This window comes from Mesorhizobium sp. M0184 (assembly GCF_040322215.1).
GTDB lineage: Bacteria > Pseudomonadota > Alphaproteobacteria > Rhizobiales > Rhizobiaceae > Mesorhizobium.
The window spans coordinates 213,894-235,010 of the sequence record NZ_JAMYSZ010000005.1 but is presented as its reverse complement, the minus strand read 5'-3'; the positions used below and the strand labels follow the sequence as shown (position 1 = coordinate 235,010).

Annotated in this window: 20 protein-coding genes, 1 tRNA gene and 1 pseudogene; 13 read left to right on the top strand and 9 right to left on the bottom strand. The window is 59.9% G+C overall.

Features of this window, described 5'->3' with window-relative positions:
- Nucleotides 1-170 precede the first annotated feature (170 nt).
- Nucleotides 171-245, top strand: a tRNA-Glu gene (locus NKJ23_RS09435).
- Nucleotides 246-371: 126 nt separating this feature from the next.
- Here the strand turns inward: NKJ23_RS09435 and NKJ23_RS09430 are convergent.
- Nucleotides 372-668: a DUF982 domain-containing protein gene (locus NKJ23_RS09430; protein WP_352680121.1), complete on the bottom strand. Its 297-nt coding sequence runs from the start codon at nucleotides 666-668 to the stop codon at nucleotides 372-374.
- 297 nt (nucleotides 669-965) lie between these two features.
- Between NKJ23_RS09430 and map the strand changes: the two genes are divergently transcribed.
- Both map and radC read left to right on the top strand, forming a co-directional pair.
- Nucleotides 966-1,793 carry a type I methionyl aminopeptidase gene (gene map, locus NKJ23_RS09425; protein WP_352680119.1) on the top strand — a complete coding sequence of 276 codons (828 nt, stop codon included), beginning with the start codon at nucleotides 966-968 and terminating at the stop codon, nucleotides 1,791-1,793.
- Nucleotides 1,794-1,845: 52 nt separating this feature from the next.
- On the top strand, nucleotides 1,846-2,592 hold the full coding sequence (gene radC, locus NKJ23_RS09420; RefSeq protein WP_352680117.1) for a RadC family protein: 747 nt from the start codon (nucleotides 1,846-1,848) through the stop codon (nucleotides 2,590-2,592).
- 88 nt (nucleotides 2,593-2,680) lie between these two features.
- Here the strand turns inward: radC and NKJ23_RS09415 are convergent, their stop codons facing one another.
- The 3 genes from NKJ23_RS09415 to NKJ23_RS09405 all read right to left on the bottom strand — a co-directional run bounded on the left by NKJ23_RS09415 (nucleotide 2,681) and on the right by NKJ23_RS09405 (nucleotide 7,806).
- Nucleotides 2,681-5,260 carry a bifunctional diguanylate cyclase/phosphodiesterase gene (locus tag NKJ23_RS09415; protein WP_352680156.1) on the bottom strand — a complete coding sequence of 860 codons (2,580 nt, stop codon included), beginning with the start codon at nucleotides 5,258-5,260 and terminating at the stop codon, nucleotides 2,681-2,683.
- A gap of 350 nt (nucleotides 5,261-5,610) precedes the next feature.
- Nucleotides 5,611-6,477 carry a class I SAM-dependent methyltransferase gene (locus tag NKJ23_RS09410; protein ID WP_023678894.1) on the bottom strand — a complete coding sequence of 289 codons (867 nt, stop codon included), beginning with the start codon at nucleotides 6,475-6,477 and terminating at the stop codon, nucleotides 5,611-5,613.
- A gap of 234 nt (nucleotides 6,478-6,711) precedes the next feature.
- Entirely contained in the window at nucleotides 6,712-7,806 is a 1,095-nt protein-coding gene (locus NKJ23_RS09405; protein ID WP_352680115.1) for a glycosyltransferase family 4 protein, read from the bottom strand.
- 494 nt (nucleotides 7,807-8,300) lie between these two features.
- On the opposite strand from NKJ23_RS09405, the gene NKJ23_RS09400 reads away from it, so the two are divergent.
- The 10 genes and pseudogenes from NKJ23_RS09400 to NKJ23_RS09355 all read left to right on the top strand — a co-directional run bounded on the left by NKJ23_RS09400 (nucleotide 8,301) and on the right by NKJ23_RS09355 (nucleotide 16,098).
- Complete coding sequence (locus tag NKJ23_RS09400) at nucleotides 8,301-8,657, top strand: SPW repeat protein (RefSeq protein ID WP_023678896.1); 357 nt, start codon at nucleotides 8,301-8,303, stop codon at nucleotides 8,655-8,657.
- A 131-nt stretch (nucleotides 8,658-8,788) separates the two neighbouring features.
- A complete protein-coding gene (locus NKJ23_RS09395; protein WP_352647795.1) occupies nucleotides 8,789-9,238 on the top strand; it encodes a DUF2231 domain-containing protein in 450 nt (149 codons plus the stop codon).
- Nucleotides 9,238-10,584, top strand: coding sequence for a PQQ-dependent sugar dehydrogenase (locus NKJ23_RS09390; RefSeq protein ID WP_352680113.1), 1,347 nt, complete (start codon nucleotides 9,238-9,240; stop codon nucleotides 10,582-10,584). Before NKJ23_RS09395 ends, NKJ23_RS09390 begins: the two co-directional genes overlap by 1 nt.
- Before the next feature lie 6 nt (nucleotides 10,585-10,590).
- A pseudogene (locus NKJ23_RS09385) lies at nucleotides 10,591-10,783 on the top strand (efflux RND transporter permease subunit); the annotation flags it as partial.
- Between the two features lie 167 nt (nucleotides 10,784-10,950).
- On the top strand, nucleotides 10,951-11,766 hold the full coding sequence (gene coxB / locus NKJ23_RS09380; RefSeq protein ID WP_023678900.1) for a cytochrome c oxidase subunit II: 816 nt from the start codon (nucleotides 10,951-10,953) through the stop codon (nucleotides 11,764-11,766).
- 92 nt (nucleotides 11,767-11,858) lie between these two features.
- Nucleotides 11,859-13,628 (top strand): cytochrome c oxidase subunit I, encoded by a 1,770-nt coding sequence (gene ctaD / locus NKJ23_RS09375; protein ID WP_352470447.1) that lies wholly within the window; start codon nucleotides 11,859-11,861, stop codon nucleotides 13,626-13,628.
- Nucleotides 13,625-14,329, top strand: coding sequence for a cytochrome c oxidase subunit 3 (locus NKJ23_RS09370; RefSeq protein ID WP_352466990.1), 705 nt, complete (start codon nucleotides 13,625-13,627; stop codon nucleotides 14,327-14,329). The genes ctaD and NKJ23_RS09370 overlap by 4 nt, the downstream gene beginning before the upstream one ends.
- Before the next feature lie 13 nt (nucleotides 14,330-14,342).
- Nucleotides 14,343-15,065, top strand: a complete 723-nt coding sequence (locus NKJ23_RS09365) for a heme-copper oxidase subunit III family protein (protein WP_352466991.1) — start codon at nucleotides 14,343-14,345, stop codon at nucleotides 15,063-15,065.
- A gap of 10 nt (nucleotides 15,066-15,075) precedes the next feature.
- Nucleotides 15,076-15,480, top strand: a complete 405-nt coding sequence (locus NKJ23_RS09360; RefSeq protein WP_023678904.1) for a cytochrome C oxidase subunit IV family protein — start codon at nucleotides 15,076-15,078, stop codon at nucleotides 15,478-15,480.
- 144 nt (nucleotides 15,481-15,624) lie between these two features.
- The gene (locus tag NKJ23_RS09355; protein WP_023678905.1) at nucleotides 15,625-16,098 is read left to right on the top strand and encodes an aminoacyl-tRNA deacylase; all 474 of its coding nucleotides are present in this window, start codon (nucleotides 15,625-15,627) and stop codon (nucleotides 16,096-16,098) included.
- Nucleotides 16,099-16,164: 66 nt separating this feature from the next.
- Here NKJ23_RS09355 and NKJ23_RS09350 read toward each other — a convergent pair whose 3' ends face one another.
- The 5 genes from NKJ23_RS09350 to tig form a co-directional block, all read right to left on the bottom strand.
- The gene (locus NKJ23_RS09350) at nucleotides 16,165-16,977 is read right to left on the bottom strand and encodes a DUF2189 domain-containing protein (RefSeq protein WP_023678906.1); all 813 of its coding nucleotides are present in this window, start codon (nucleotides 16,975-16,977) and stop codon (nucleotides 16,165-16,167) included.
- 316 nt (nucleotides 16,978-17,293) lie between these two features.
- Nucleotides 17,294-18,226 carry a heme o synthase gene (locus tag NKJ23_RS09345; RefSeq protein WP_023678907.1) on the bottom strand — a complete coding sequence of 311 codons (933 nt, stop codon included), beginning with the start codon at nucleotides 18,224-18,226 and terminating at the stop codon, nucleotides 17,294-17,296.
- Between the two features lie 146 nt (nucleotides 18,227-18,372).
- A complete protein-coding gene (locus tag NKJ23_RS09340) occupies nucleotides 18,373-18,726 on the bottom strand; it encodes a c-type cytochrome (RefSeq protein WP_502894605.1) in 354 nt (117 codons plus the stop codon).
- Between the two features lie 212 nt (nucleotides 18,727-18,938).
- Nucleotides 18,939-19,460 carry a hypothetical protein gene (locus NKJ23_RS09335; RefSeq protein ID WP_023678909.1) on the bottom strand — a complete coding sequence of 174 codons (522 nt, stop codon included), beginning with the start codon at nucleotides 19,458-19,460 and terminating at the stop codon, nucleotides 18,939-18,941.
- A gap of 160 nt (nucleotides 19,461-19,620) precedes the next feature.
- Complete coding sequence (gene tig / locus NKJ23_RS09330) at nucleotides 19,621-21,096, bottom strand: trigger factor (protein WP_023678910.1); 1,476 nt, start codon at nucleotides 21,094-21,096, stop codon at nucleotides 19,621-19,623.
- Nucleotides 21,097-21,117 lie beyond the last annotated feature (21 nt).

Sequence of the window (21,117 nt, the reverse complement as noted above, 5' to 3'; positions counted from 1 at the left end):
AGGTTCTTCCGCTACTGCGAAGTCCCTCGGCGGCGTTGCATCATGCCGCAAAAACCCAGCTTGGCTGTCGGAAAGACGCCGTTTGGAGCCAAAGGAAAAAAGTTGTCGCAGCCGGCGGCAGACGGGTTGCCGGTTTGTCGCGACGCAACTATAAGCGCTCACATCTGAGCGCGCCCATCGTCTAGCGGTCAGGACACCGCCCTTTCACGGCGGTAACAGGGGTTCGATTCCCCTTGGGCGTACCAGCAATTTCAACTTGGCATATGTCTATCGCCAGCGTGATGCTGGCAAGCTTTGCTGGACCCTACCCACTCTGATGGGGATGTCAGCAAAGGCGGCGAAGACAGACTGGGGATTGTGTCGACGGCTTCCTACGCCCGTAGTACTCTCGCCTCGCCGCCGCGCTTGCGCGGAACCATCATGTCCCTGGCAAGCAGGCCGCTCACCCGGCAAAAGGCCATGAAGGCCCGCCATGCGTCTTCGGTCTCGACGATGTCCACCGTGGCGCCAAAACAGGCATTGAACGCGGCCTGGTAGGTTGGTCCCTTCCGGCGAACCGGCCACGTTTGCAGGAAATCGAGCGCCTGCTCGACACTGTAGATTTCCTCGACCGGCTGGCCGGGCACAGGCGCGATCCGCACCGGTACCTCGAATTGCAGTCTGTCCATTCGATCTCTCCCGAACTGACACCCCCGCAGCAACGCCGTTCGTCGCAAAAAATTGCCGTGGCGGCTTAATGCTTGGGCCGCTTCTCGCCTAGAAATGTGTCGTCACTACGGTGGTCAATGAACCCGGCGAAGCATGGGCCGCTAGAGGCAAGGAGAATGCCCCCAGGCGTGAATATCGCCGGTCTTCGGCCGTCGCCGGCAGTTCGTCCTTGAACCTTGCGCTTTCCAGTGCCAAATCTGGGAAGGTTTCTCTCGCGGAGGCTCATCCAGCCCCGCATCCCTGCAAGACGGATAAAAATGGTCACCTATCTCGACGCCGCCACGGCACCGCTCAGAAACACCGGCCAGATCCGTCTTTACGACGAGGAAGGTTTTGTCGGCATGCGCAAGGCTTGCGATCTCACCGCGCGCTGCCTCGACGAACTGGTACCGATGGTGGCGCCCGGCGTCACCACCGAAGCGATTGATCGCTTCGTCTTCGAGTTCGGGATGGACCATGGCGCGCTTCCGGCGACGCTCAACTACCGTGGCTACACGAAATCATCCTGCACCTCGATCAACCACGTCGTCTGTCACGGCATACCCGATAGCAAGCCGTTGAAGGATGGCGACATCGTCAATATCGACGTCACCTATATCCTCGACGGCTGGCATGGCGACTCCTCGCGCATGTATCCGGTGGGCACGATCAAGCGTGCCGCGGAGCGGCTGCTCGAAGTCACGTATGAGTGCCTGATGCGCGGCATCGCAGCAATCAAGCCGGGCGCCCGAACCGGCGCCATCGGCGCCGCCATCCAGACCTATGCCGAAGCCGAGCGTTGCTCGGTGGTGCGCGATTTCTGCGGCCACGGGGTTGGCCGGCTGTTTCACGACGCGCCGAATATCCTGCATTACGGCAGCGCCAGCGAAGGCGTCGAGATGCGGCCGGGCATGATCTTCACCGTCGAGCCGATGATCAATCTCGGCCGGCCGCATGTGAAAGTGCTGTCGGACGGCTGGACCGCGGTGACGCGCGACCGTTCGCTATCGGCGCAGTACGAGCACACGATCGGCGTCACCGAGACCGGCTGCGAGATCTTCACGCTGTCGCCAAAAAACCTCGACCGCCCCGGCCTGCGGGCCTAGTGTCTGGCAGATCGGGCGTTACCTTGCCCGGCAAATGCTGGGTGGGGCAGCCATGAACGGTGACGAAGACGAGCGGGCCTTCTTTCCCGAAAGGCCAGTGCGATCGCCCGCGAAAGCGGTGGCCGCCGACAAGCCGCATTATCTCGGCCATCGCGACCGCCTGCGCGAGCGCTTCGCCGCCGGTACCAACACCCTCCCCGACTACGAACTGCTCGAGCTTTTATTATTTCGGCTGATCCCGCGCGCCGACACCAAGCCTGTCGCCAAGGCATTGCTGGCACGCTTCGGTACATTGGCCGAGGTCCTCGGTGCGCCCGTCGAGCGCCTGCAGGAGGTGAAGGGCATCGGCCCGGCGGTGGCGCTCGACCTCAAGGTGGTTGCGGCAACGGCGCAGCGCATGGCGCGCGGCGAGATCGCCGGCCGCGAGCTGTTGTCGACCTGGACGCAGGTTCTCGAATACTGCCGGTCGGTGATGGCCTTCGAGGAGCGCGAGCAGTTCCGCATCCTGTTCCTCGACAAGAAAAACGCGCTGATCGCCGACGAAGTCCAGCAGGTCGGCACCGTCGACCACACACCGGTCTATCCGCGCGAGGTGGTCAGGCGCGCCTTGGAGCTCTCCGCCACGGCGATCATTCTGGCGCATAACCATCCGTCGGGAGACCCGACGCCGTCGCGCGCCGACATCGAGATGACCAAGCTGATCATAGAGACGGCCAAACCGCTTGGCATTGCCGTTCACGACCACATCATCATCGGCAGGAAAGGCCACTCCAGCATGAAGGGCCTGCTGCTGATCTGAGGTTTGGCGTTGTTTTCTGCTTTGTCCGCTGTGCGCCTCTGTACCGCAACGTGAAGGCGGTCGGCTCGATAAATTCTGGCGCCGAGGCTCAGCTGGCCGTACGCAGGCGTCGCGATCGGACAAAGGTCTTAAGTCCCTCGGAATTGAATGCGTGGCCGAAGGCATAACCCTGCAATATGTCGCAGCCCAGGCCCTTGAGTAGCCGTGCATGCTGCATCGTCTCGACGCCTTCCGCCACGACCTCGATACCCAGCGACTTGCCGATTTCAATGATCGACGAGACAACCTGCCTTCTCTGCGGAGATTTGACGATTGGGGTGACCAGCTGCCGATCTATCTTCAGCCGGCGCGGCTGCAACTTCAGCAAACTGACCATCGAAGCGTAGCCGGTACCAAAATCGTCTATTTCGACGTCAATCCCCAGCTCTTTTATCTGCTCGATATTCCAGGTGACAAGGTCGTCGTTCTCGTCCAGGAAAATCGACTCAACAAGCTCGAACGAAACTGTTCCTTTCTTGATATTTTGTTCTCGCAGGCTCTTGATGAGCTCCTCGTCTTGAAGGCGCCTGGCCGAGACATTGACCGACACCCGCGGAATATGAAGTTTTGCAGCGGACCACTCTTCGAAATCCGAAAGCGATTGCTTCAATATGGCTTGGTCGATGATCGAGACGACGTTCAGTTCTTCTGCAATTCTCAGGAAGACGTCGGGCGCCAAAATACCCTTTGTTGGATGTTTCCACCTCGCCAGCGCCTCAACCCCAACGATTTCGAGCGTCTTTGCGTCAAATTGGGGCTGGTAGAAGGGGATGAACTCGTTGCGCTCGAGGCCGCCGAGAATTTCGTCGGCAATCCGCTTAGTATCGACGATTTCGCTTTGCATCGCGTCGGTGAAGAATTCGTATCGATTGCGGCCCCGCCCCTTTGCTCGGTAAAGCGCGATATCGGCGTTCACCAGCAGGTGTTTGGCTTCGACATCTTTTGCGTTATCGACAGCGATTCCCACGCTGACACCAAAACGGCATCGATGACCCTGATAGTAAACGGGTTCGCGCATCTGGCTGATGATGCGGTCGGCGAGCAGCGCCAGTTGCTTGGTATCGTCGCGCACCACGCACAGAACGATGAATTCGTCTCCCCCGATACGGGCGACGAATCCCTCGTCGCCGACCTTCGACCTGAGCACGGTTGACGCGTGAACCAACATCGCGTCACCGGCGGCGTGGCCCAGCGTATCGTTGATGTGCTTGAACCGATCCAGATCTATGTGAAGTAGTGCCGCGTGCCCGCCTGAGCGCCTGGCGTTTGCCGCGTAATGTTCCAGTACCTGGTCGAGGTAACGCCGGTTGGGCAAGCCGGTCAGCGAATCATGAAGCGCGATGTGCTCTATGCGCGCTTTGGCCGACTCGAGTTCTGCATTTTTCGACTCGGACAGCTGTTTTGCACGAACCAGATCCTTGTTCAGCAGGACGTCGGCAGTCACGTCCCATTCCGCGCCGATCATTTTTGGGGTGTCGTTTGCGACCCGGTAAAGGATCGCCTTGGACCGGACATGACGGATCTCGCCATCCTGACGCACAATCCGGTACTCCGACAAATATGGTCGTCCGCTGGCCACCGCCCTGTCGAAGTCCGCGTTGGCGCCAGCCAAATCATCTGGGTGGATTGCTCCCGCCCAGTCTGGGTAGCCCCGGTGCTCGCCGGTTGGTTTGCCATATATTTCGTTGACGCGATCATCCCACGTAAGCTCGTTGGTCGCGAGATCGTGTTCCCAAACCCCAATAGCCGAAGCTTCCAGAGCGAGTTCCAAGCGTCGTGACAATCGACGCAATTCCGCATAATTGCGCTGTCTTTCGCCTATCAGACGACCGGTGACCAGGAAGGGGAACACAACCAAGGCCCCGGCGGTCGCCATGATCGCGCGCAACAACCATGCGTTGCTTGGCGTCGAAGGCCAGCCATTTTTGGGAATGGCCGCGAGCTGCCACGAGCCGGAAGGAAGCAAAACGTCAGCCGTCACCGGATCGCTTTTGCTGATCTCCTCATTGCCGTAGAATTGACCACCTCGGTGACCGAGGGCGTCCCTGCCGATCAGCGCTACGTCGATCCCGAGATCGTCGTCAAGCAAGCCGCTCGCTCTGTAAAGGCGCTGCACGTCGACAACGGCGGAAATGATACCCCAGAACCTTTCCGTATTGCCAGCGCTCGGCACGAAGACCGGAAAGCGGCCGATGAAGCCTTGTCCTCCCTGTTTCAGGTCGACGGGACCGGCAAGCACCAGCTTGCGTTCGTCTCGCGCCCTTAGCGCAGCTGCACGCTGCCGCTCGTTCTTGCGGTAGTCCAGACCCATCGCCTGCTCGTTACCCTCCATCGGATACATAAGGGAAACGACCAGATCGGGCGCGCCGGCAATATCGTTCAATTGCGAGTCGGCGCCAAACAGATTGCTCGCGAGCGAGGCGAAGCGTTGCTGTCCCATATAGGGCTCGGTCACGACCGCGGCGACCAGTCCACGCACGAGCTGGAGGTTTCCATTGATATTGCCTTCGAGCTTGGCGCGGATGAGATTGACCTTGGTCAGCACGTCCGCACGGACGGCCTGGTCCGAGACGATTTTGTTCTGGTGCTCCGCGAACGCTGCGCTGACAAGGATGACGACAAACGCGATCGCCGCCGGAATATTTGCCGACGAAAAGACGGCCTCCTTGATGCCGTTGAACCTAGCGCGGAAAAAAGCCAATAGGCGATTCCTCAAGTGCCATTTTCAGGTTCTCGGGGTCGACCCGATGAGGAACATTAGCTTTCAATGTTTAATTTGACCTTCATACTCCTGAGAAATTTCATTTTCCGACGGCTGACGCCGGCTGCGATACCGACAGCGATGCTGAAGGCGGGCTGCACGATGCGGACCAACATGAAACGCCAGCTAGATCAGCCTTGCTCGGAAGATCGAGGCGCACGAGCGCCATTGCACATTTCGACGCCCCGACCCGAGTACGTCAGAGCATTGACCTTGGACTAGTGCCCCTCAATCGCCTTGGGAGACACAAGGTATGGTATCTTGCCGACGCTGCGCTTCGTCGCGCCAATGGAATAGGCCATCGGTATCTTGGGAGAGTTCTCGGGTAGGCCGTACATATCCTTGCCGGCCCGCACGGCAAATGAAAAGTGCTGCCACGAAACGGTGTCATGCTCATTGAGAAAATCGAGCGTCAGACCAGCTGAAATCAGCGCATTCACCACGTCACTGATCGGGTGGATCCATTCATAATAGCGAGGATGCTTCAAGATACGATCATCGCCGGTGTAGGTCAGTTCCTCGTTCCAGGCGAGCGGCCGAGCTATCGGCGTTCGCCAGTCGTGCTTCAATTCCAGGGCCGCGGCCTTTCGATCGCACTGAAACATCAATGGATGGCCCTCGGCCATGTAGAGGCGGCCGCCGGGTCGCAGGAGATCGGCAACCACCCGCGCCCAACGGAACACGTCGTCCAGCCAGTTTACCGAGCCCCAAGTAACGTAAGCGATGTCAAAGGTCCGGCCGAGCGCTTCCACCGCCTCGAACAGTGGCGCTTCCACGAAGCGCACGTCGGTGCCTGCCTTCGCAGCAAAATCCCGCGCCGCCACGATCGCCGTCGGTGAAAAGTCGAGCCCGGTCACGCTGCCTGCGCCGAGATTCTTCAGGCTGATCGTGTCAAGACCGATGTGACACTGCAGGTGGACGATATCCTTGCCGGCGATGTCGCCGAGCTCGCGTGTTTCCAGCTCATAGAGATTGGATCCGCCGGCCAGCACATTCTCGATGTGGTAGCTGCCCGTTGTGTCGGTCGAGTGCAGTTCGGCCCGATCATCCCAATTAAGGCGGTTCGCGCCCAGAAACCGTTCCAAATTCCCCCCACCCCTGACTGACGCATGGTAAACAAGTCGTTAAAACACCTTTGCAGCGAAAGTAGCGCGCGTCAATCCGGACCGGGCGGCAGTGCGCCGCCGCTCGCGAAAGCATTAGCCCCGGGAAGGCTTGCTGCTGATCAAAGGCTTCTGGCGCGATCGCCGCGCCCGGCGACAAGACCCCGCAGGCGCTCCCGGACTCCGCCGTCCTCTGTATGTGGATTAGTCGGTTCCTCAGCCCGGCACAGCCACCATCGCGATATTTCTGGTGAGCTCGTTTGTGGGGGCAACTGCGTCTGCCGTGCCGCTCGTAAGTGCTCGGTAGAGTGCCACATAATCGCTGCACATGCGCTCGACCGTGAACCGCTTCTCGAACGTCTGCCGCACTCGTGCGCGATCGAGGCTGTCTATGCGCCGGAGCGCGCCCACGGCTTCCTCCACCGTATCCACGATCCATCCGGACACACCGTCATCGATGATCTCCGGGACGGCGCCACGCCGGAACGCAACCACCGGCGTACCGCAGGCCATTGCTTCGATCGTTACGAGCCCGAAGGGTTCCGGCCAGTCGATCGGAAACAAAAGCGCTATCGCATTGCCCAGAAAATCCGCCTTTTGCCGCTCATCGATCTCGCCAATGAACTCCACGTTCGAATGCCGCAGCACTTGCGGCTCGACCCTTTCCTTCCAGAACGACTGGTCCACCTTGTCGATCTTGGCGGCGATCTTCAGGGGAAACCCGGCCCGCGCTGCTATTTCTATGGCCGCTTCCGGCCCCTTTTCCGGCGAGATGCGACCGAGAAACGCAAGATAGCCAGAGGTGTTCGGGTGGAATGGTAAAAGATCGCGGGGCAGGCCGTGATGCACGGTTCCAACCCAATTGACGGGCGGCATGGGCCGGCGCTGGTCGAAGGAGATCGAGACCAGGGGAACGTCGTCGAACATCGCATAAAGCTGCGCCAGATCGGGCAGGTCGAGCCTGCCGTGAAGCGTGGTAACCGTTCGTCTGGCAAAATCCCGAATTATGGGGAAGTGCAGGACATCGACGTGGAAATGTAAAACGTCGAATTCATCGGCTCGCCGACGCACCCGTTCAAGCATCATAACATGGTGCGGACCACCGTCCTGGACCCTGGGGTTCAGGCGCAGCGCGACGTCGCAACACCGCACCAGCTCGGCTGAGGTACGAGAATCGGCGCTGGCGAACAGCGTCACCTCGTGGCCCTGTCGGACAAGTTCTTCGGTCAGATAAGAGACAATTCGCTCGGTTCCACCGTAGGTTCGGGGCGGCACGGATTCGGTTAGCGGTGCGATCTGGGCTATTTTCATTTAGAAAATCTTTTCGGCGGCGATCGCCGTCTTTCAAACAAGCTTCGGCGGCAACCAAGACAAGCGAGAGCTTCCCGTTGCGAAGTATTCTATGCAGAGCGTATTTATAGTTGTGCCGTCCGTGCTCCTCCCGTGCAATCAGGTTTCCCTTATTCAACTCCTCTGCATCCAAGAACTGCGATCCATGAGAAATGTTTCACCGGCTCGATAAAAAGACAGAATGAGCTACGCGCCGCCGCCCCGCCGCTCCCTGACAGGCAGCTTTGGATCGCTCGATCACCACCAATTGATCCAGGCGTGCCGGTGCCGAATGGAACATAAAGCCCGGAATTCAGTTAGATAGCTGGATTTGGCTGGAGTACCGCCAGATGCGGAATTCCAGCCGGGCAGGGCACTACCGTGACACGGAGTGAGCGGCTTCGGGCGCATCTCGCCGAACTCAGGCACCACCTTGCCGAACTCAGGAGCCATAAACGCTCCTTATGGAGGATGCCATGAACCAGTGGACAAACGCCAGGCTCTGTGACGTAGCCAACCTGATCCTTGGGGCAATTCTGTTCTTCTCTCCCTGGATCTTCGCATTTGCGGCAGGCCCGCAGACGCAGAACGCCCTCGGCAGCGGAATCTTGATCGTCGTGCTTTCGGTTGCCGCCCTCGCAGCATTTGCCGTGTGGGAAGAGTGGGTGAACCTGGTCGTCGGACTGTGGGTTCTCGCATCGCCCTGGGTGCTTGGATTCCAGGCGACCACGGCGATGACCGTGCATGTCGTGATCGGCATTCTGGTCGCCGTGCTGGCGGCGATCGAGCTCTGGATGATGTATCAGAACCCGCCGACCCAGTCCGCCGCCTAACAGGCGCAGCCAGCCAGCGCCCTTTTTTGGGCCTGACGGATCTATCGGTCGTCTGCCGGTCTCTCGGCAACAGCCACCGGAGGCCGGGCAGGCGGCGTTTGTTTGGACGAGAATAGGAAGGATGGCGCATTATGGTCGGTGACAATCCGCGTTCGACGGCCAGGATTGCGGGACATCCTATTCATCCGATGCTCGTGCCATTTCCGATCGCCTGCTTCGTCGGCACCCTGCTGACGGATCTAGCCTATTGGCGAACAGCGGAGGTGATGTGGGCTGACTTCTCCGCTTGGCTGGTTACCGTCGGCGTGATCATGGGCTGCCTAGCAGCGATCGCGGGGCTGATCGATTTCCTGGCCAATCCGCTGATAAGGGCACAGCCCCCCGCCTGGCCGCACGTGCTCGGCAATCTTCTGGCGCTGGCGTTATCCATCATCAACATGCTCGTGCACACCCGCGATGCATGGACCTCCATCGTTCCTACCGGCTTGATCCTCTCGGCGGTTGTCGTGCTCATCCTCATCTTCACTGGTTGGCTGGGCTGGTCCATGGTGTACCGGCATCACGTCGGAGTGGCGGATTGATGCGCATAGCAAGCTCCATCGGTCAGACCAGGCGCATCGCGGTGTCCGTCCTCGTTTGCACTGCGGCGATCACTCTTGCAGCGTGCAGCGGCAACGACCCGGATCCCAGCAGTCAGATAGGGCCGAATCCAAACCTGCCGGAGCCGATCCAATATTTCTTCCCGCCCATGCATCTCGCTTCCGTGGTCGGATGGAAGAACGACGAAAAGCCGACCGTCGCGCAGGGGCTGCAGATCCAGGCTTATGCCCACGGCTTGCAGCATCCGCGGTCGCTTTACGTGCTGCCCAATGGCGACGTCCTGGTGGTCGAGTCCAAGGCGCCGGGTGGCGAACCGATCAAACGGCCCAAAGATTTGGTGATGGGCTGGATCGAATCCTGGGTCACCTCGGGCGGCGACAGCGGCCCAAGCAACCGCATTACGCTGCTGCGCGACACCAATGGCGATGGCAAGCCGGAGCTGACCAGCGTATTCCTCGACCACCTGAGCTCCCCCTTTGGCGTGGCGCTGGTGGGAAGCGATCTCTACGTCGCCAATACCGACTCCATCGTCCGCTATCCCTACAGCACCAGTGACACAAAGATCACCGCGCCCGGGACGCCGCTAACCGCCCTGCCCGGCGGCCCGATCGACCACCATTGGACGAAGAGCCTGGTGGCAAGCCCCGACGGCTCGCTGCTCTATGTCGGCATCGGCTCGAACAGCAACGTCGCCGAAAACGGCATCGAGGCGGAGAAGAACCGCGCCGCCATCTGGCAGGTAGACAGGGCCACCGGCCGGTCGCGCATTTTCGCCAGCGGTTTGCGCAATCCAAACGGCCTGAGCTGGGAGCCGCAGACCGGGGCGCTCTGGGCAGTGATCAATGAGCGCGACGAGCTCGGCCCCAATCTCGTGCCGGATTATCTGACCGCGGTAAAGGATGGCGGCTTCTACGGATGGCCATACAGCTATTACGGCCAGCATCTCGATCCCCGCGTCATGCCCCAACGTCCGGACCTGGTCGCAAAAGCGATCGTTCCGGATTATGCACTGAGTTCCCACGTCGCCCCTCTGGGACTGGCCTTCTATACGGCAACCAGCCTTCCCGAGGCATATCGCGGCGGCGCCTTCGTTGGCGAGCATGGCAGCTGGAACCGCACGCGCTTTAATGGCTACAAGGTAGTGTTCGTACCATTCAGCGGCGGCCGTCCGAGCGGCGTCGCTACCGACGTGGTGACTGACTTCCTGGACAAGGACAACAAGGCGCGCGGCCGGCCTGTCGGCCTGGCTGTCGACAAAACCGGGGCCCTGCTCATCGCCGACGACGTCGGCAACACAGTTTGGCGGGTGACATCTGCCGGCCAATAAAGTGGCTCCACTCCCTTCGTCGAGCGTCGAGCAGGTGAACGGACACTGGTCGAAGCAATCGTGCTGACGTTCTTCGTCATGCTGCTGTTCCTGCAGAACCTGCGCGCGACGATCCCCGACGATCGCCGTTCCGGTGGTTCTGCCGGGCACATTCGGCGTGCCCGCCCTTGCCGGTTACTCGACGCTGACGATGTTTGCCACGCGCTGCCGCTGATCACCGCCGAACCGAAGGACCGCCAGCGCCGAAATGGTATTTTTGCCCTTCCCACAGCCGGCTCTAGAATTTTCATCGCAAATCAAGTTATGATGCACTTGGTATTTCCCGGGACGGCTTGCGCCGCTTGGAATACCGGGAGGAACCGGGACATGGCCGTTGCGCTTGTACTCGTTCTGATAGTCGTGGGCTCGGTGTTGTTCCACTTCCTGAGCCCATGGTGGTGGACGCCGATTGCCTCGAACTGGGACTATATCGACAACACCATCATCATAACTTTCTGGATCACCGGTGTCGTCTTCGCCGCCGTGGTTCTTTTCATGGCCTATTGCGTCTTCCGCTTCCGTCATCGGGAAGGCAATCAGGCGGCATATGAACCTGAGAACAGGCGGCTCGAATCCTGGCTGACGGTCGTCACCGCGGTTGGCGTCACCGCTTTGCTCGTTCCGGGCCTGTTCGTCTGGAGCCGGTTCGTTAACGTTCCAAGCGACGCAACCGAGGTCGAAGTCGTCGGCCAGCAGTGGCAATGGAGTTTCCGCCTCCCCGGCAAGGACGGCAAGCTCGGCACATCCGACACTCGCGACGTCAACGCTGAAAATCCACTCGGCGTCATCGCCACCGATGCCAACGGTCAGGACGATGTCGTAGTGGAAGCGGCCGACCTGCACCTCCCGGTAGGCAAACCGGTCAAGATGCTGCTCCGCTCGGTCGATGTGCTGCACGATTTCTACGTGCCGGAATTCCGCGCCAAGATGGACATGATCCCGGGCTCGGTCACCTATTTCTGGTTCACTCCGACCAAGACCGGAACCTTCCAGGTCCTGTGTGCCGAACTCTGCGGCCAGGGACATCCGATGATGCATGGCGTGGTCATGGTCGATACTCAGGAAGACTATCTGGCGTGGCTTGGCCAGCAGCAGACTTTTGCGCAGCTGTCCGCACCCCAGCAGATGGGCTCGGCAGAGTAGGAAGCCGGAACGACGGCGCGCCGTCGGGATTGAAATTAATGCGGCAAGCCCGAACTGTCGGGCTGGCCGAAAAAGGGCACGGAGGTGTTCCTATGGTCGATATCACACCTGCAGATGCGGTACCGCCGGCCGAAGTCGCGGAAATGGAACTCTACCATCCGCACAGCTGGTGGACGAAATACGTTTTCTCGCAGGACGCCAAGGTCATCGCCATCCAGTATTCGGCGACGGCGACAGCGATCGGCATGGTCGCGCTGGTGCTATCCTGGCTGATGCGGCTGCAACTCGGCTTCCCCGGCACATTCGACTTCATCACCCCGGAAGCCTACTACCAGTTCATCACCATGCACGGCATGATCATGGTGATCTACCTGCTCACGGCACTCTTCCTGGGCGGCTTCGGCAACTATCTGATCCCGTTGATGGTTGGTGCTCGCGACATGGTCTTTCCCTATGTCAACATGCTGAGCTACTGGATCTATCTGCTCGCCGTGCTGGTCCTGGTGTCGAGCTTCTTTGCGCCCGGCGGACCGACGGGTGCCGGCTGGACGCTCTATCCGCCGCAGGCGATCATGACCGGTACGCCAGGCGGCCAGGACTGGGGCATCATCCTGATGCTTGTCTCGCTGATCCTGTTCATCGTCGGCTTTACCATGGGCGGCTTGAACTATGTCGTGACGGTGCTGCAGGGGCGCACGCGCGGCATGACGCTGATGCGCCTTCCGCTTACTGTCTGGGGTATTTTCACCGCCACCGTCATGGCGCTGCTCGCCTTCCCGGCGCTGTTCGTTGCTTGCGTGATGATGCTGCTCGACCGGGCGCTCGGCACCAGCTTCTTCATGCCGGCGATCGTCGAGATGGGCGAACAGTTGCAGCACGGCGGCGGCAGCCCGATCCTGTTCCAGCATCTGTTCTGGTTCTTCGGCCATCCGGAGGTCTACATCGTGGCGCTTCCGGCCTTCGGCATCGTATCCGACCTGATCAGCACCCATGCGCGCAAGAACATCTTCGGCTACCGCATGATGGTCTGGGCCATCGTCGGCATCGGCGCGCTGAGCTTCGTGGTCTGGGCGCACCACATGTATGTCAGTGGCATGCATCCCTATTTCGGCTTTTTCTTCGCCACAACGACATTGATCATCGCCGTCCCAACAGCCATCAAGGTCTACAATTGGGTGCTGACGCTGTGGCGCGGTGACATCCACCTCACCATCCCGATGCTTTTTGCCTTGGCCTTCATCGTCACCTTCGTCAATGGCGGGTTGACTGGGCTATTTCTTGGCAATGTCGTCGTCGACGTTCCGCTGTCGGACACGATGTTCGTCGTCGCCCATTTCCATATGGTCATGGGGGTTGCCCCGATCATCGTAATCTTCGGCGCGATCTATCACTGGTATCCGAAGGTCACCGGCCGGATGCTGAACGAGACACTGGGCCGGTTCCATTTCTGGGTCACCTTCCTCGGCGCCTATCTGATCTTCTTTCCCATGCACTATCTCGGCTTGATGGGCGTGCCGCGGCGGTACAACGAATTGACCGACATGACGATCATGACGGAATCGGCCCACCACCTGAACTCGTTTATCAGCATCATGGCTTTTATAGTCGGTTTTGCTCAGATTGTGTTTCTGTTCAATCTCATCTGGAGCATCCGCCATGGCCGTGAGGCTGGCGGCAATCCGTGGCGGGCAACGACGCTCGAGTGGCAGACGCCCGAAACACCGCCCGCCCACGGCAATTTCGGCAAGGATCTGCCGATCGTCTATCGCTGGGCCTATGACTACAGCGTACCGGGAGCCAAGGAGGACTTCATACCGCAAAACGTTCCGGGCTCCTTCGCGCCCTCCAGGGAGCCGGCATGAGCGTAATCCTGGTCTTCCTGCTCGTGATCGCCGGTATTGCCGGGTGGTGGCTTTCCCATCAGCGGCTAATGACGAAGCCGTGGCTCGAGCAAGGTATGATCGGGGATTTTGTCGCTCTGGACCGATCGGCGCTGCCGACCGCAAAGATCGGTCTCGGCGTCTTCCTTGCCGTCGTCGGCTGCCTGTTCGCGCTGTTCACCAGTGCTTACTTCATGCGCATGGCGCTGTCGGATTGGCGGCCGCTGCCCATCCCGCCCCTGCTCTGGCTTAACACCGGCGTACTGGTCTTGAGCAGCATTGCGATACAGTGCGCTTCGCTCGCGGCGCGCAAGGGTCAAGTGGACATGGTCAGGCTTGGCCTCGCCACCGCTGGACTCACGGCGCTCGTCTTCCTGATTGGACAGCTTGTGGCATGGCGGGAACTGAGTGCGGACGGCTATTTTCTGGCATCCAATCCGGCCAACAGCTTCTTCTACTTGCTAACGGGAATGCATGGCCTGCATATACTGGGAGGACTGGTCGGGCTGGGCAGAACGAGCGTCGGCGCCTGGAACGGAGCGCAGCCGCAGCGGCTTCGCCTCAGTGTCGAGCTGTGCGCCATGTACTGGCATTTCCTGCTTTTCATCTGGCTCGCCATCTTTGCGCTTCTGGCCGGCTGGGCTTCGACTTTAATCGACATTTGCCGAGGGTTGCTGACCTAGGAGGAATGGGCGGATGGCAGAGACGACACTGGCCCACATCGGCCGAACAGAGCTGCGGCCCGCAGGCTTGCAAGGCATCGCCGCCGACTGGTCCTCGGATCAGCGGGCGTTCAAAAACGTGTCCTGGGGCAAGGCCATGATGTGGATCTTCCTGCTCAGCGACACGTTCATCTTCGGCTGCTTCCTGCTCTCCTACATGACCGCGCGTATCTCAACACGCGTGCCGTGGCCCAATCCGAGCGAGGTCTTCGCCCTGCGCATCGGCGGCTCCGACATTCCACTGATCCTTATCGCCATCATGACCTTCGTGCTGATCTCGAGCAGCGGAACGATGGCCATGGCGGTCAATTTCGGCTACCGCCGCGACCGCCGCAAGACGGCAGTGCTGATGCTCTTGACCGCAGCACTCGGCGCGACCTTCGTCGGCATGCAGGCCTTCGAATGGACCAAGCTGATCACCGAGGGCGTGCGGCCTTGGGGCAATCCCTGGGGCGCTGCCCAGTTCGGCGCATCCTTTTTCATGATTACCGGCTTCCACGGCACGCACGTGACGATCGGGGTGATCTTCCTGATCATCGTGGCGCGAAAGGTCTGGCGCGGAGACTACGACGTCGGACGGCCCGGCTTCTTCACCAGCCGGAGGGGCCGCTACGAGAACGTCGAAATCATGGGGCTTTACTGGCATTTCGTCGACCTGGTCTGGGTGTTCATTTTCGCATTTTTCTATCTTTGGTGAGAGGCAGGACATGGCTGAAGCAACCGCAAACGGCCTGGGACAGCATGCGCTGGACAGCGCCCGTACCCATGATGCGACGACGACCGGGTTTACCCCGGCGGAGGTTCATCAAGAGCACCCGATCAAGCTCTATCTGGTGGTCTGGGCCTGGTTGTTCATCCTCAGCACCTGCTCCTATCTGGTCGACTATTTCGGTCTCCACGGCTATCTCAGATGGTCGCTGATCCTGATCTTCATGATCCTCAAGGCAGGGCTGATCGTCGCCATCTTCATGCACATGGCCTGGGAACGGCTGGCGCTGACATATGCAATCATCCTGCCGCCGGTGCTGGTGCTGGTGTTCGTGACGATGATGGTCTTCGAAGCGGACTACACGCTTCTCACCCGAATGGCGTTTTTCGGGGCCGGGCCCTGACATGCAATCCGGATCCAGGCGGTCCGGTCCTGGAGCCTTCGCCTTGAAACAATCCACGGCTGGTCCATTTCTGTTGGTATCGGAAACGACAGGCAATGCCGGCGTTTCCACATGCGTCGCGAACACCAGCAAGGGGCGCCCAAGATGACCATCGCAAACAGACTGAAGGACTTCATCGACAGAAAAGGAATTTCCTACGACACCGTCGAGCATCACCGCACGGCGACAAGCAGACAATCCGCCATTGCGGCACATGTGCCTGGCAGCATAATGGCCAAATCGGTGGTCGTTCACCACGACCGTGGCTACGCGCTCGCCGTGGTTCCAAGCACGCACAGGATAGAACTCGCGACATTGCAGGATGTCATGGACAAGCCTCTTGGACTTGCCTCCGAAGACGAGGTGGTCTCGTTGTTCGGCGATTGCGATGTCGGCGCTGTGCCGCCGATCGGCGCTGCCTATGATGTGCCAGTGGTCCTCGATGAAAGCCTCGGCGACGCTCCCGAAGTCTATTTCGAGGGCGGTGACCATAGGACGCTGGTGCATGTGAGCGGCAAGGATTTCCGCGACCTGACAAAGGACGCGCGCCAGGCCCGTTTCAGCCACCCGGCCTATTGAAAGCTCTGCCCCACCCTGCCCGCACCGGCACTTTCACCGGTGCGCGCAGGGCAGGTTTTTTTCAGCTCACGGTCTGGTGGCCGGCGGCGATTCCACAACTTTCCGATAGACATGCCAGGTCGCATGACCAAGGATCGGCAGCACGACTGCCAACCCGGCGAACACTGGCAGCGAGCCGACGATCAGGGCGACGGCGACGATAAGGCCCCACACGGCCATCACGATCGGGTTGGCCAGGACAACGCGCACCGAGGTGTGGATGGCTTCGTAGGCGCCGACATCGCGGTCGAGCAACAACGGGAATGCGACGACCGTGGTGCACAACACAACCGCGGCGAACACGAAGCCGATGGCGTGACCCAGGATGATGAGCGTCCAGCCGCGTCCCGTGGCGAATATTTCACTGATGAAGCTGGACAGCGATTGCGGCGGCGCCGGGCCGAACAGGGTCTGGTAGAATATCTGGGCCGTCAAAAGCCAGGCGATAAAGATCGCAAGCAGCATGACGCCGACCGCTGCAATAGCCGGCAGTGCCGGAGAACTCCTGACTTCAAAGGCGTGCCTCCACGAGGCGTCGAGCCCGGCTTCCCGTCGCCGGCTGATCTCATAGAGGCCGATCGCCGCGAACGGACCAATCAGTGCAAAGCCGGATACAAGCGGAAACAGCAATGGCAGCGTGTTGTTACCTGATGTCCAGACAGCAAGCACGACTCCCGCAATCGGATAGATCAGGCAGAGAAAAACGATGTGCGACGGTTTGACCATGAAATCATCGACGCCACGCCTGAGCGCATCAAAAAGATCGGAGACACCGATTTTTCGAATTCTGGTGTGTTCCAGCGTCTCGCTGGCGCCTGCTATCACGTGAAAGCTTGCCATGACCATTCCTCCAGACCAGGTCCGGTAAGGTCGCGTTTTACGGTGCTGCCGTTCTGCATGATTGGCCCACGCAAACCGCGACCTGCACCATGATCAATATACTCTCATGCGGGGGACTTGTCGCGCTTTGTAGGAAGGCCCGGGAGTAGGAGCTCCCGGGTAGCCTGACTAGCTACGGACGCCGTTCTTCGATATGCTCTTCTAGTCGAAGGTGAAGGTCATGGACGGAAGGACAGTTCTCATACTCGGCCTTGGCGTCATTATTCTGCTGTTGCTGGGATTTTGTGCTCTGCCAACGTGATGTTTTGAGCCGGGGTCAATAGTCGGCTGAAGCGATCACTCGCATTACAATGGTGTCGGCAAGCAACGCCGCAAATATTGCGAAAAGATAGACAATCGAATACGCAAACAGTGCCTTTGCCGGCTTCATCTCCTTGTCGGCGACGAGAACCTTCCAGGCCTGCCAAATGAAACCTGCACCCAACGCGGCTGAAACAGTGCCGTAATATCCGCTCGCGAAGCCGAAGCCCCAAGGAAGCACGCCGATTGGCGCCAAGAGCAGCGAATAGGCGAAGATTTGTTTTCTGGTCGAGTGCTGGCCGGCCACATTCGGCATCATCGGGACCCCCGCCGCGGCATAGTCACCGACCTTGAAAAGGGCCAGCGCCCAGAAATGAGGCGGCGTCCAGAGGAAAATGATCAGAAACAGGATGAGACTTTCAATGCCGATTGCGCCGGTTGCAGCAGCCCACCCGATCACCGGAGGAAGGGCGCCTGCCGCGCCGCCTATGACGATATTCTGTGGCGTCGAGCGCTTCAGCCACATCGTGTAGATAACAACATAGAAAAAGATGGTGAACGCCAACAACGATGCGGCGAGCCACCCCACCAGCACGCCGAGCGTCATGACCGACAGTGCGGAAAGCACCAGACCGAAGCTGAGAGCTTCGCCAGGCGTGACGCGACCGGACGGAATTGGTCGCTTGGACGTGCGAGACATCAAGGCGTCTATGTCTGCGTCGTACCACATATTGAGCGCGCCGGCGGCTCCCGCTCCAACCGCGATTGCGCCGATGGCAATTACGGCGATAACTGGATTCATCACGCCGGGCGCCATCATCAGGCCGACGAAGGCAGTAAACACGGCAAGCGCCATGACGCGTGGCTTCAAAAGCGCAAAGAAATCACCCGCCGTCGCCTCCGAGAGGCGGATGCCGGTATCCTTGAGACGGCTTTCTTCAGTCGACATTCAGACGACCACCGATGGGAATGGCAGCCTAGCCGGCCAATGTCTTTTTTGCAACGAGCCGCCCTCCCACCGACACTGCCGGCAGATTGCGGCCGAGGCTATGCCTCGACCTGTTTGCTATGCCAAGATCCGGCGGAAGAGCCGGGCTATTTGGAGAATTGCTTCAGATAAGCAATGACGTTGGCGATGTCCTCGTCTTTCTTGAGGCCGACAAACGCCATCTTGGTTCCTTTGACCATCGCCTTGGGATCGCGAAGGTAGGTCGTCAGCGTGGCTTCGTCCCATTTAACGCCGGATTTTCCGGCCTCGGTCATAGCCTTGGAATAGCTGAACCCTGGATGCGTGCCGGCCGTTCGGCCGATGACGCCGTTCAAGGACGGACCGATCTTGTTCTGATCCTTGTCCGCGATATGGCAGACCTTGCATTTGGCGAAGACCTTCTCACCCGCCGCGGCATCCTGTGCCCGCGAGGGGCCGGCAATGACGGTGGCGACGGACATGATGATGAAAAACACAATGGCACGCATGGCATTTCCTCCCTGATCGCCAATTTGCCCTGGCTGACCTGCACAGGCCGACATTTAGTCCGCTGGCATGCGCTCTTGAATGGCAGAACGGATATCCAATGCCTGGGGTTGCGGCACCTACATACCACAGAACCCGGCCGGCAGGTAGAGTTCGGCCATGCAAAGGTTTAATGCGGACAATCTGCTCAAGGCAATTTGGTGTTGCAGCTGGCGGCGATCCGGCCGATCGCCTCTTCAACTCCGGTGAGGTCAAACTCGGCTTTGCCGCGCCCCGACAGCAGCCCGAACCGCCAGGACAGCAGCAGCCGGTCCGCGGAAATCAGTCGCCTGATGCCGTCGGCACCGTCGCGGACCAGCATTCTGCTGCGCGGGCCGACCGACCAGCTTTCGTTGAGCTTGCCGGATTGGCCGACAGTCACCGACATGGCGATGGTTCGGCTGGCGGAAACGGTGTCGCTCAGTTGCAGCCATTCGCTCCAACGCGGTTCGCCGGCTGTCCGGCAGGCGATCGTCAAAACCGGGCTGTAGCTCAATGCGCCGCCACCGGTGATGAGCTTGTTGGTCGCGTAAAGCGAGGCGGTGACAAGGCCATCGCTGCTCTTGTCGAACCGCCAGTTGTCGAGAACCGTATCAGCCTGGGCAATGCCGCAGACCGACGCAAGCAGGAACGCCGCCGCCACGCTTCCGATACCGAAGAACTGTCTCAACGATGCCTCCAACAACCGCTGCGGTCAGCAACCCAGCGCAGATAATCATCAAAGCTTCATATCGCTACCTCGACCGCCAGATGCGTGAAATCCGTTGCGTCTGCGCCACAACGAAAAAGGCCGCCTCGAGAAGGCGGCCTTTCGGAATTCAGCAGGGACGTTATTCAGCGTCCTTGGCGGCCTTCTTCTTCGGCGCGGCCTTTTTCTTCGGCTCTTCAGCGTCGTCGTCGGCCTTCTTGGTGTCCGCTTTTTTCGCAGCCGCCTTCTTCGCCGGCTTGGCCTTGGTTGTCTCCGTATCCTCGTCGTCGGCCAGCAGCTCTTCCTTGCTGACCTTGACATCGGTGACCGAAATCTGGCCGAGCAGATGGTCAACCACCTTCTCTTCGAACATCGGCGCGCGCAACGTGTTCAGCGCTTCGGGATTATTGCGATAGAATTCGAAGGCTTCCTGCTGCTGGTTGGCCGGATAGCGACGCACCTGCTCGAACAGGCCGCGCTGCAATTCCTCGTCCGTCACGGTGACGCCGGCCTTCTCGCCGATTTCGGCGAGAACCAGGCCGAGACGCACGCGGCGCTCGGCAAGCCGCATGTATTCGGCACGCGCTTCTTCTTCCGTCGTCTCTTCGTCGGCAAAGGTGCGCCCAGCAGCTTCGAGGTCGCGGTTGACCTGGTTCCAGATGTTGTTGAACTCGGCCTCGACGAGCTTGGACGGCGCCTCGAACGAGTAAGCAGCGTCGAGCTGGTCGAGCAACTGCCGCTTGACTTTCTGGCGCGTTATCGAGCCGAACTGGTTCTCGATCTGACCGCGCACCACCTCGCGCAGGCGCTCCAGCGATTCAAGGCCGAGATTTTTGGCCATCTCGTCGTTGATCTCAAGCGCACCGGGCTTCGACACTTCCTTGATCGTCACGTCAAAAGTGGCTTCCTTGCCGGCCAGATGCGCCGCCTGGTAGTTTTCCGGGAAGGTAACCGTGACCTGCTTCTCGTCGCCGGCCTTGCTGCCGACCAGCTGGTCCTCGAAGCCGGGGATGAATTCCTTCGAGCCGAGCACCAGCGGCTGATCGGTGCCGGCGCCGCCGCCGAAGGCTTCGCCGTCGATCTTGCCGACATAATCGATGGTCACGCGATCGCCCTCGGCGGCCTTGCCGGTCTTCGGCTCGTAAGTGCGGGCGGATTCAGCGACACGCTTGACCTGCTCGTCGATCTCTTCATCCGGCACGTCGAACACCTGGCGCGTCACCTTGATGTCGGAGAAATCCTTGATCTCGATCGGCGGAATGACCTCATAGTTCAGGCGGAACTCGAAATCGGCACCGCCTGCCAGGATCTTCTCGGCTTCCTTCTCGTCCTCGGTCATGATCACTTCAGGCTGCATGGCGGCCTTTTCGCCGCGCCCGGTGATGATCGAACGGGTCGAATCATTGAGAATCTCGTTGACCACTTCGGCCATGAATGATTTGCCGTAGACCTTGCGCAGATGCTGCACCGGCACCTTGCCGGGGCGGAAGCCGTTGATGCGGACCTTGTTCCTGGCGTCGGAGAGCCGCGCCATCAGCTTGGCTTCCATGTCACCGGCCGGCACGGTGATCTTGATCTCGCGCTTGAGACCGGAGTTGAGCGTTTCGGTGACCTGCATCATAAAACCTTTGTTTCCACC

Bases quoted from the DNA above. Each gene is read 5' to 3' on its own strand.
- NKJ23_RS09390 (WP_352680113.1), top strand. From the start codon at position 9,238: ATGCGCATAGCAAGCTCCATCGGTCAGACCAGGCGCATCGCGGTGTCC.
- tig (WP_023678910.1), bottom strand. From the start codon at position 21,096: ATGCAGGTCACCGAAACGCTCAACTCCGGTCTCAAGCGCGAGATCAAG.
- NKJ23_RS09400 (WP_023678896.1), top strand. From the start codon at position 8,301: ATGAACCAGTGGACAAACGCCAGGCTCTGTGACGTAGCCAACCTGATC.
- coxB (WP_023678900.1), top strand. From the start codon at position 10,951: ATGGCCGTTGCGCTTGTACTCGTTCTGATAGTCGTGGGCTCGGTGTTG.
- radC (WP_352680117.1), top strand. From the start codon at position 1,846: ATGAACGGTGACGAAGACGAGCGGGCCTTCTTTCCCGAAAGGCCAGTG.
- ctaD (WP_352470447.1), top strand. From the start codon at position 11,859: ATGGTCGATATCACACCTGCAGATGCGGTACCGCCGGCCGAAGTCGCG.
- NKJ23_RS09355 (WP_023678905.1), top strand. From the start codon at position 15,625: ATGACCATCGCAAACAGACTGAAGGACTTCATCGACAGAAAAGGAATT.
- NKJ23_RS09395 (WP_352647795.1), top strand. From the start codon at position 8,789: ATGGTCGGTGACAATCCGCGTTCGACGGCCAGGATTGCGGGACATCCT.
- NKJ23_RS09370 (WP_352466990.1), top strand. From the start codon at position 13,625: ATGAGCGTAATCCTGGTCTTCCTGCTCGTGATCGCCGGTATTGCCGGG.
- NKJ23_RS09345 (WP_023678907.1), bottom strand. From the start codon at position 18,226: ATGTCGACTGAAGAAAGCCGTCTCAAGGATACCGGCATCCGCCTCTCG.
- NKJ23_RS09350 (WP_023678906.1), bottom strand. From the start codon at position 16,977: ATGGCAAGCTTTCACGTGATAGCAGGCGCCAGCGAGACGCTGGAACAC.
- NKJ23_RS09360 (WP_023678904.1), top strand. From the start codon at position 15,076: ATGGCTGAAGCAACCGCAAACGGCCTGGGACAGCATGCGCTGGACAGC.
- NKJ23_RS09430 (WP_352680121.1), bottom strand. From the start codon at position 668: ATGGACAGACTGCAATTCGAGGTACCGGTGCGGATCGCGCCTGTGCCC.
- NKJ23_RS09365 (WP_352466991.1), top strand. From the start codon at position 14,343: ATGGCAGAGACGACACTGGCCCACATCGGCCGAACAGAGCTGCGGCCC.
- NKJ23_RS09405 (WP_352680115.1), bottom strand. From the start codon at position 7,806: ATGAAAATAGCCCAGATCGCACCGCTAACCGAATCCGTGCCGCCCCGA.
- NKJ23_RS09340 (WP_502894605.1), bottom strand. From the start codon at position 18,726: ATGTCCGTCGCCACCGTCATTGCCGGCCCCTCGCGGGCACAGGATGCC.
- map (WP_352680119.1), top strand. From the start codon at position 966: ATGGTCACCTATCTCGACGCCGCCACGGCACCGCTCAGAAACACCGGC.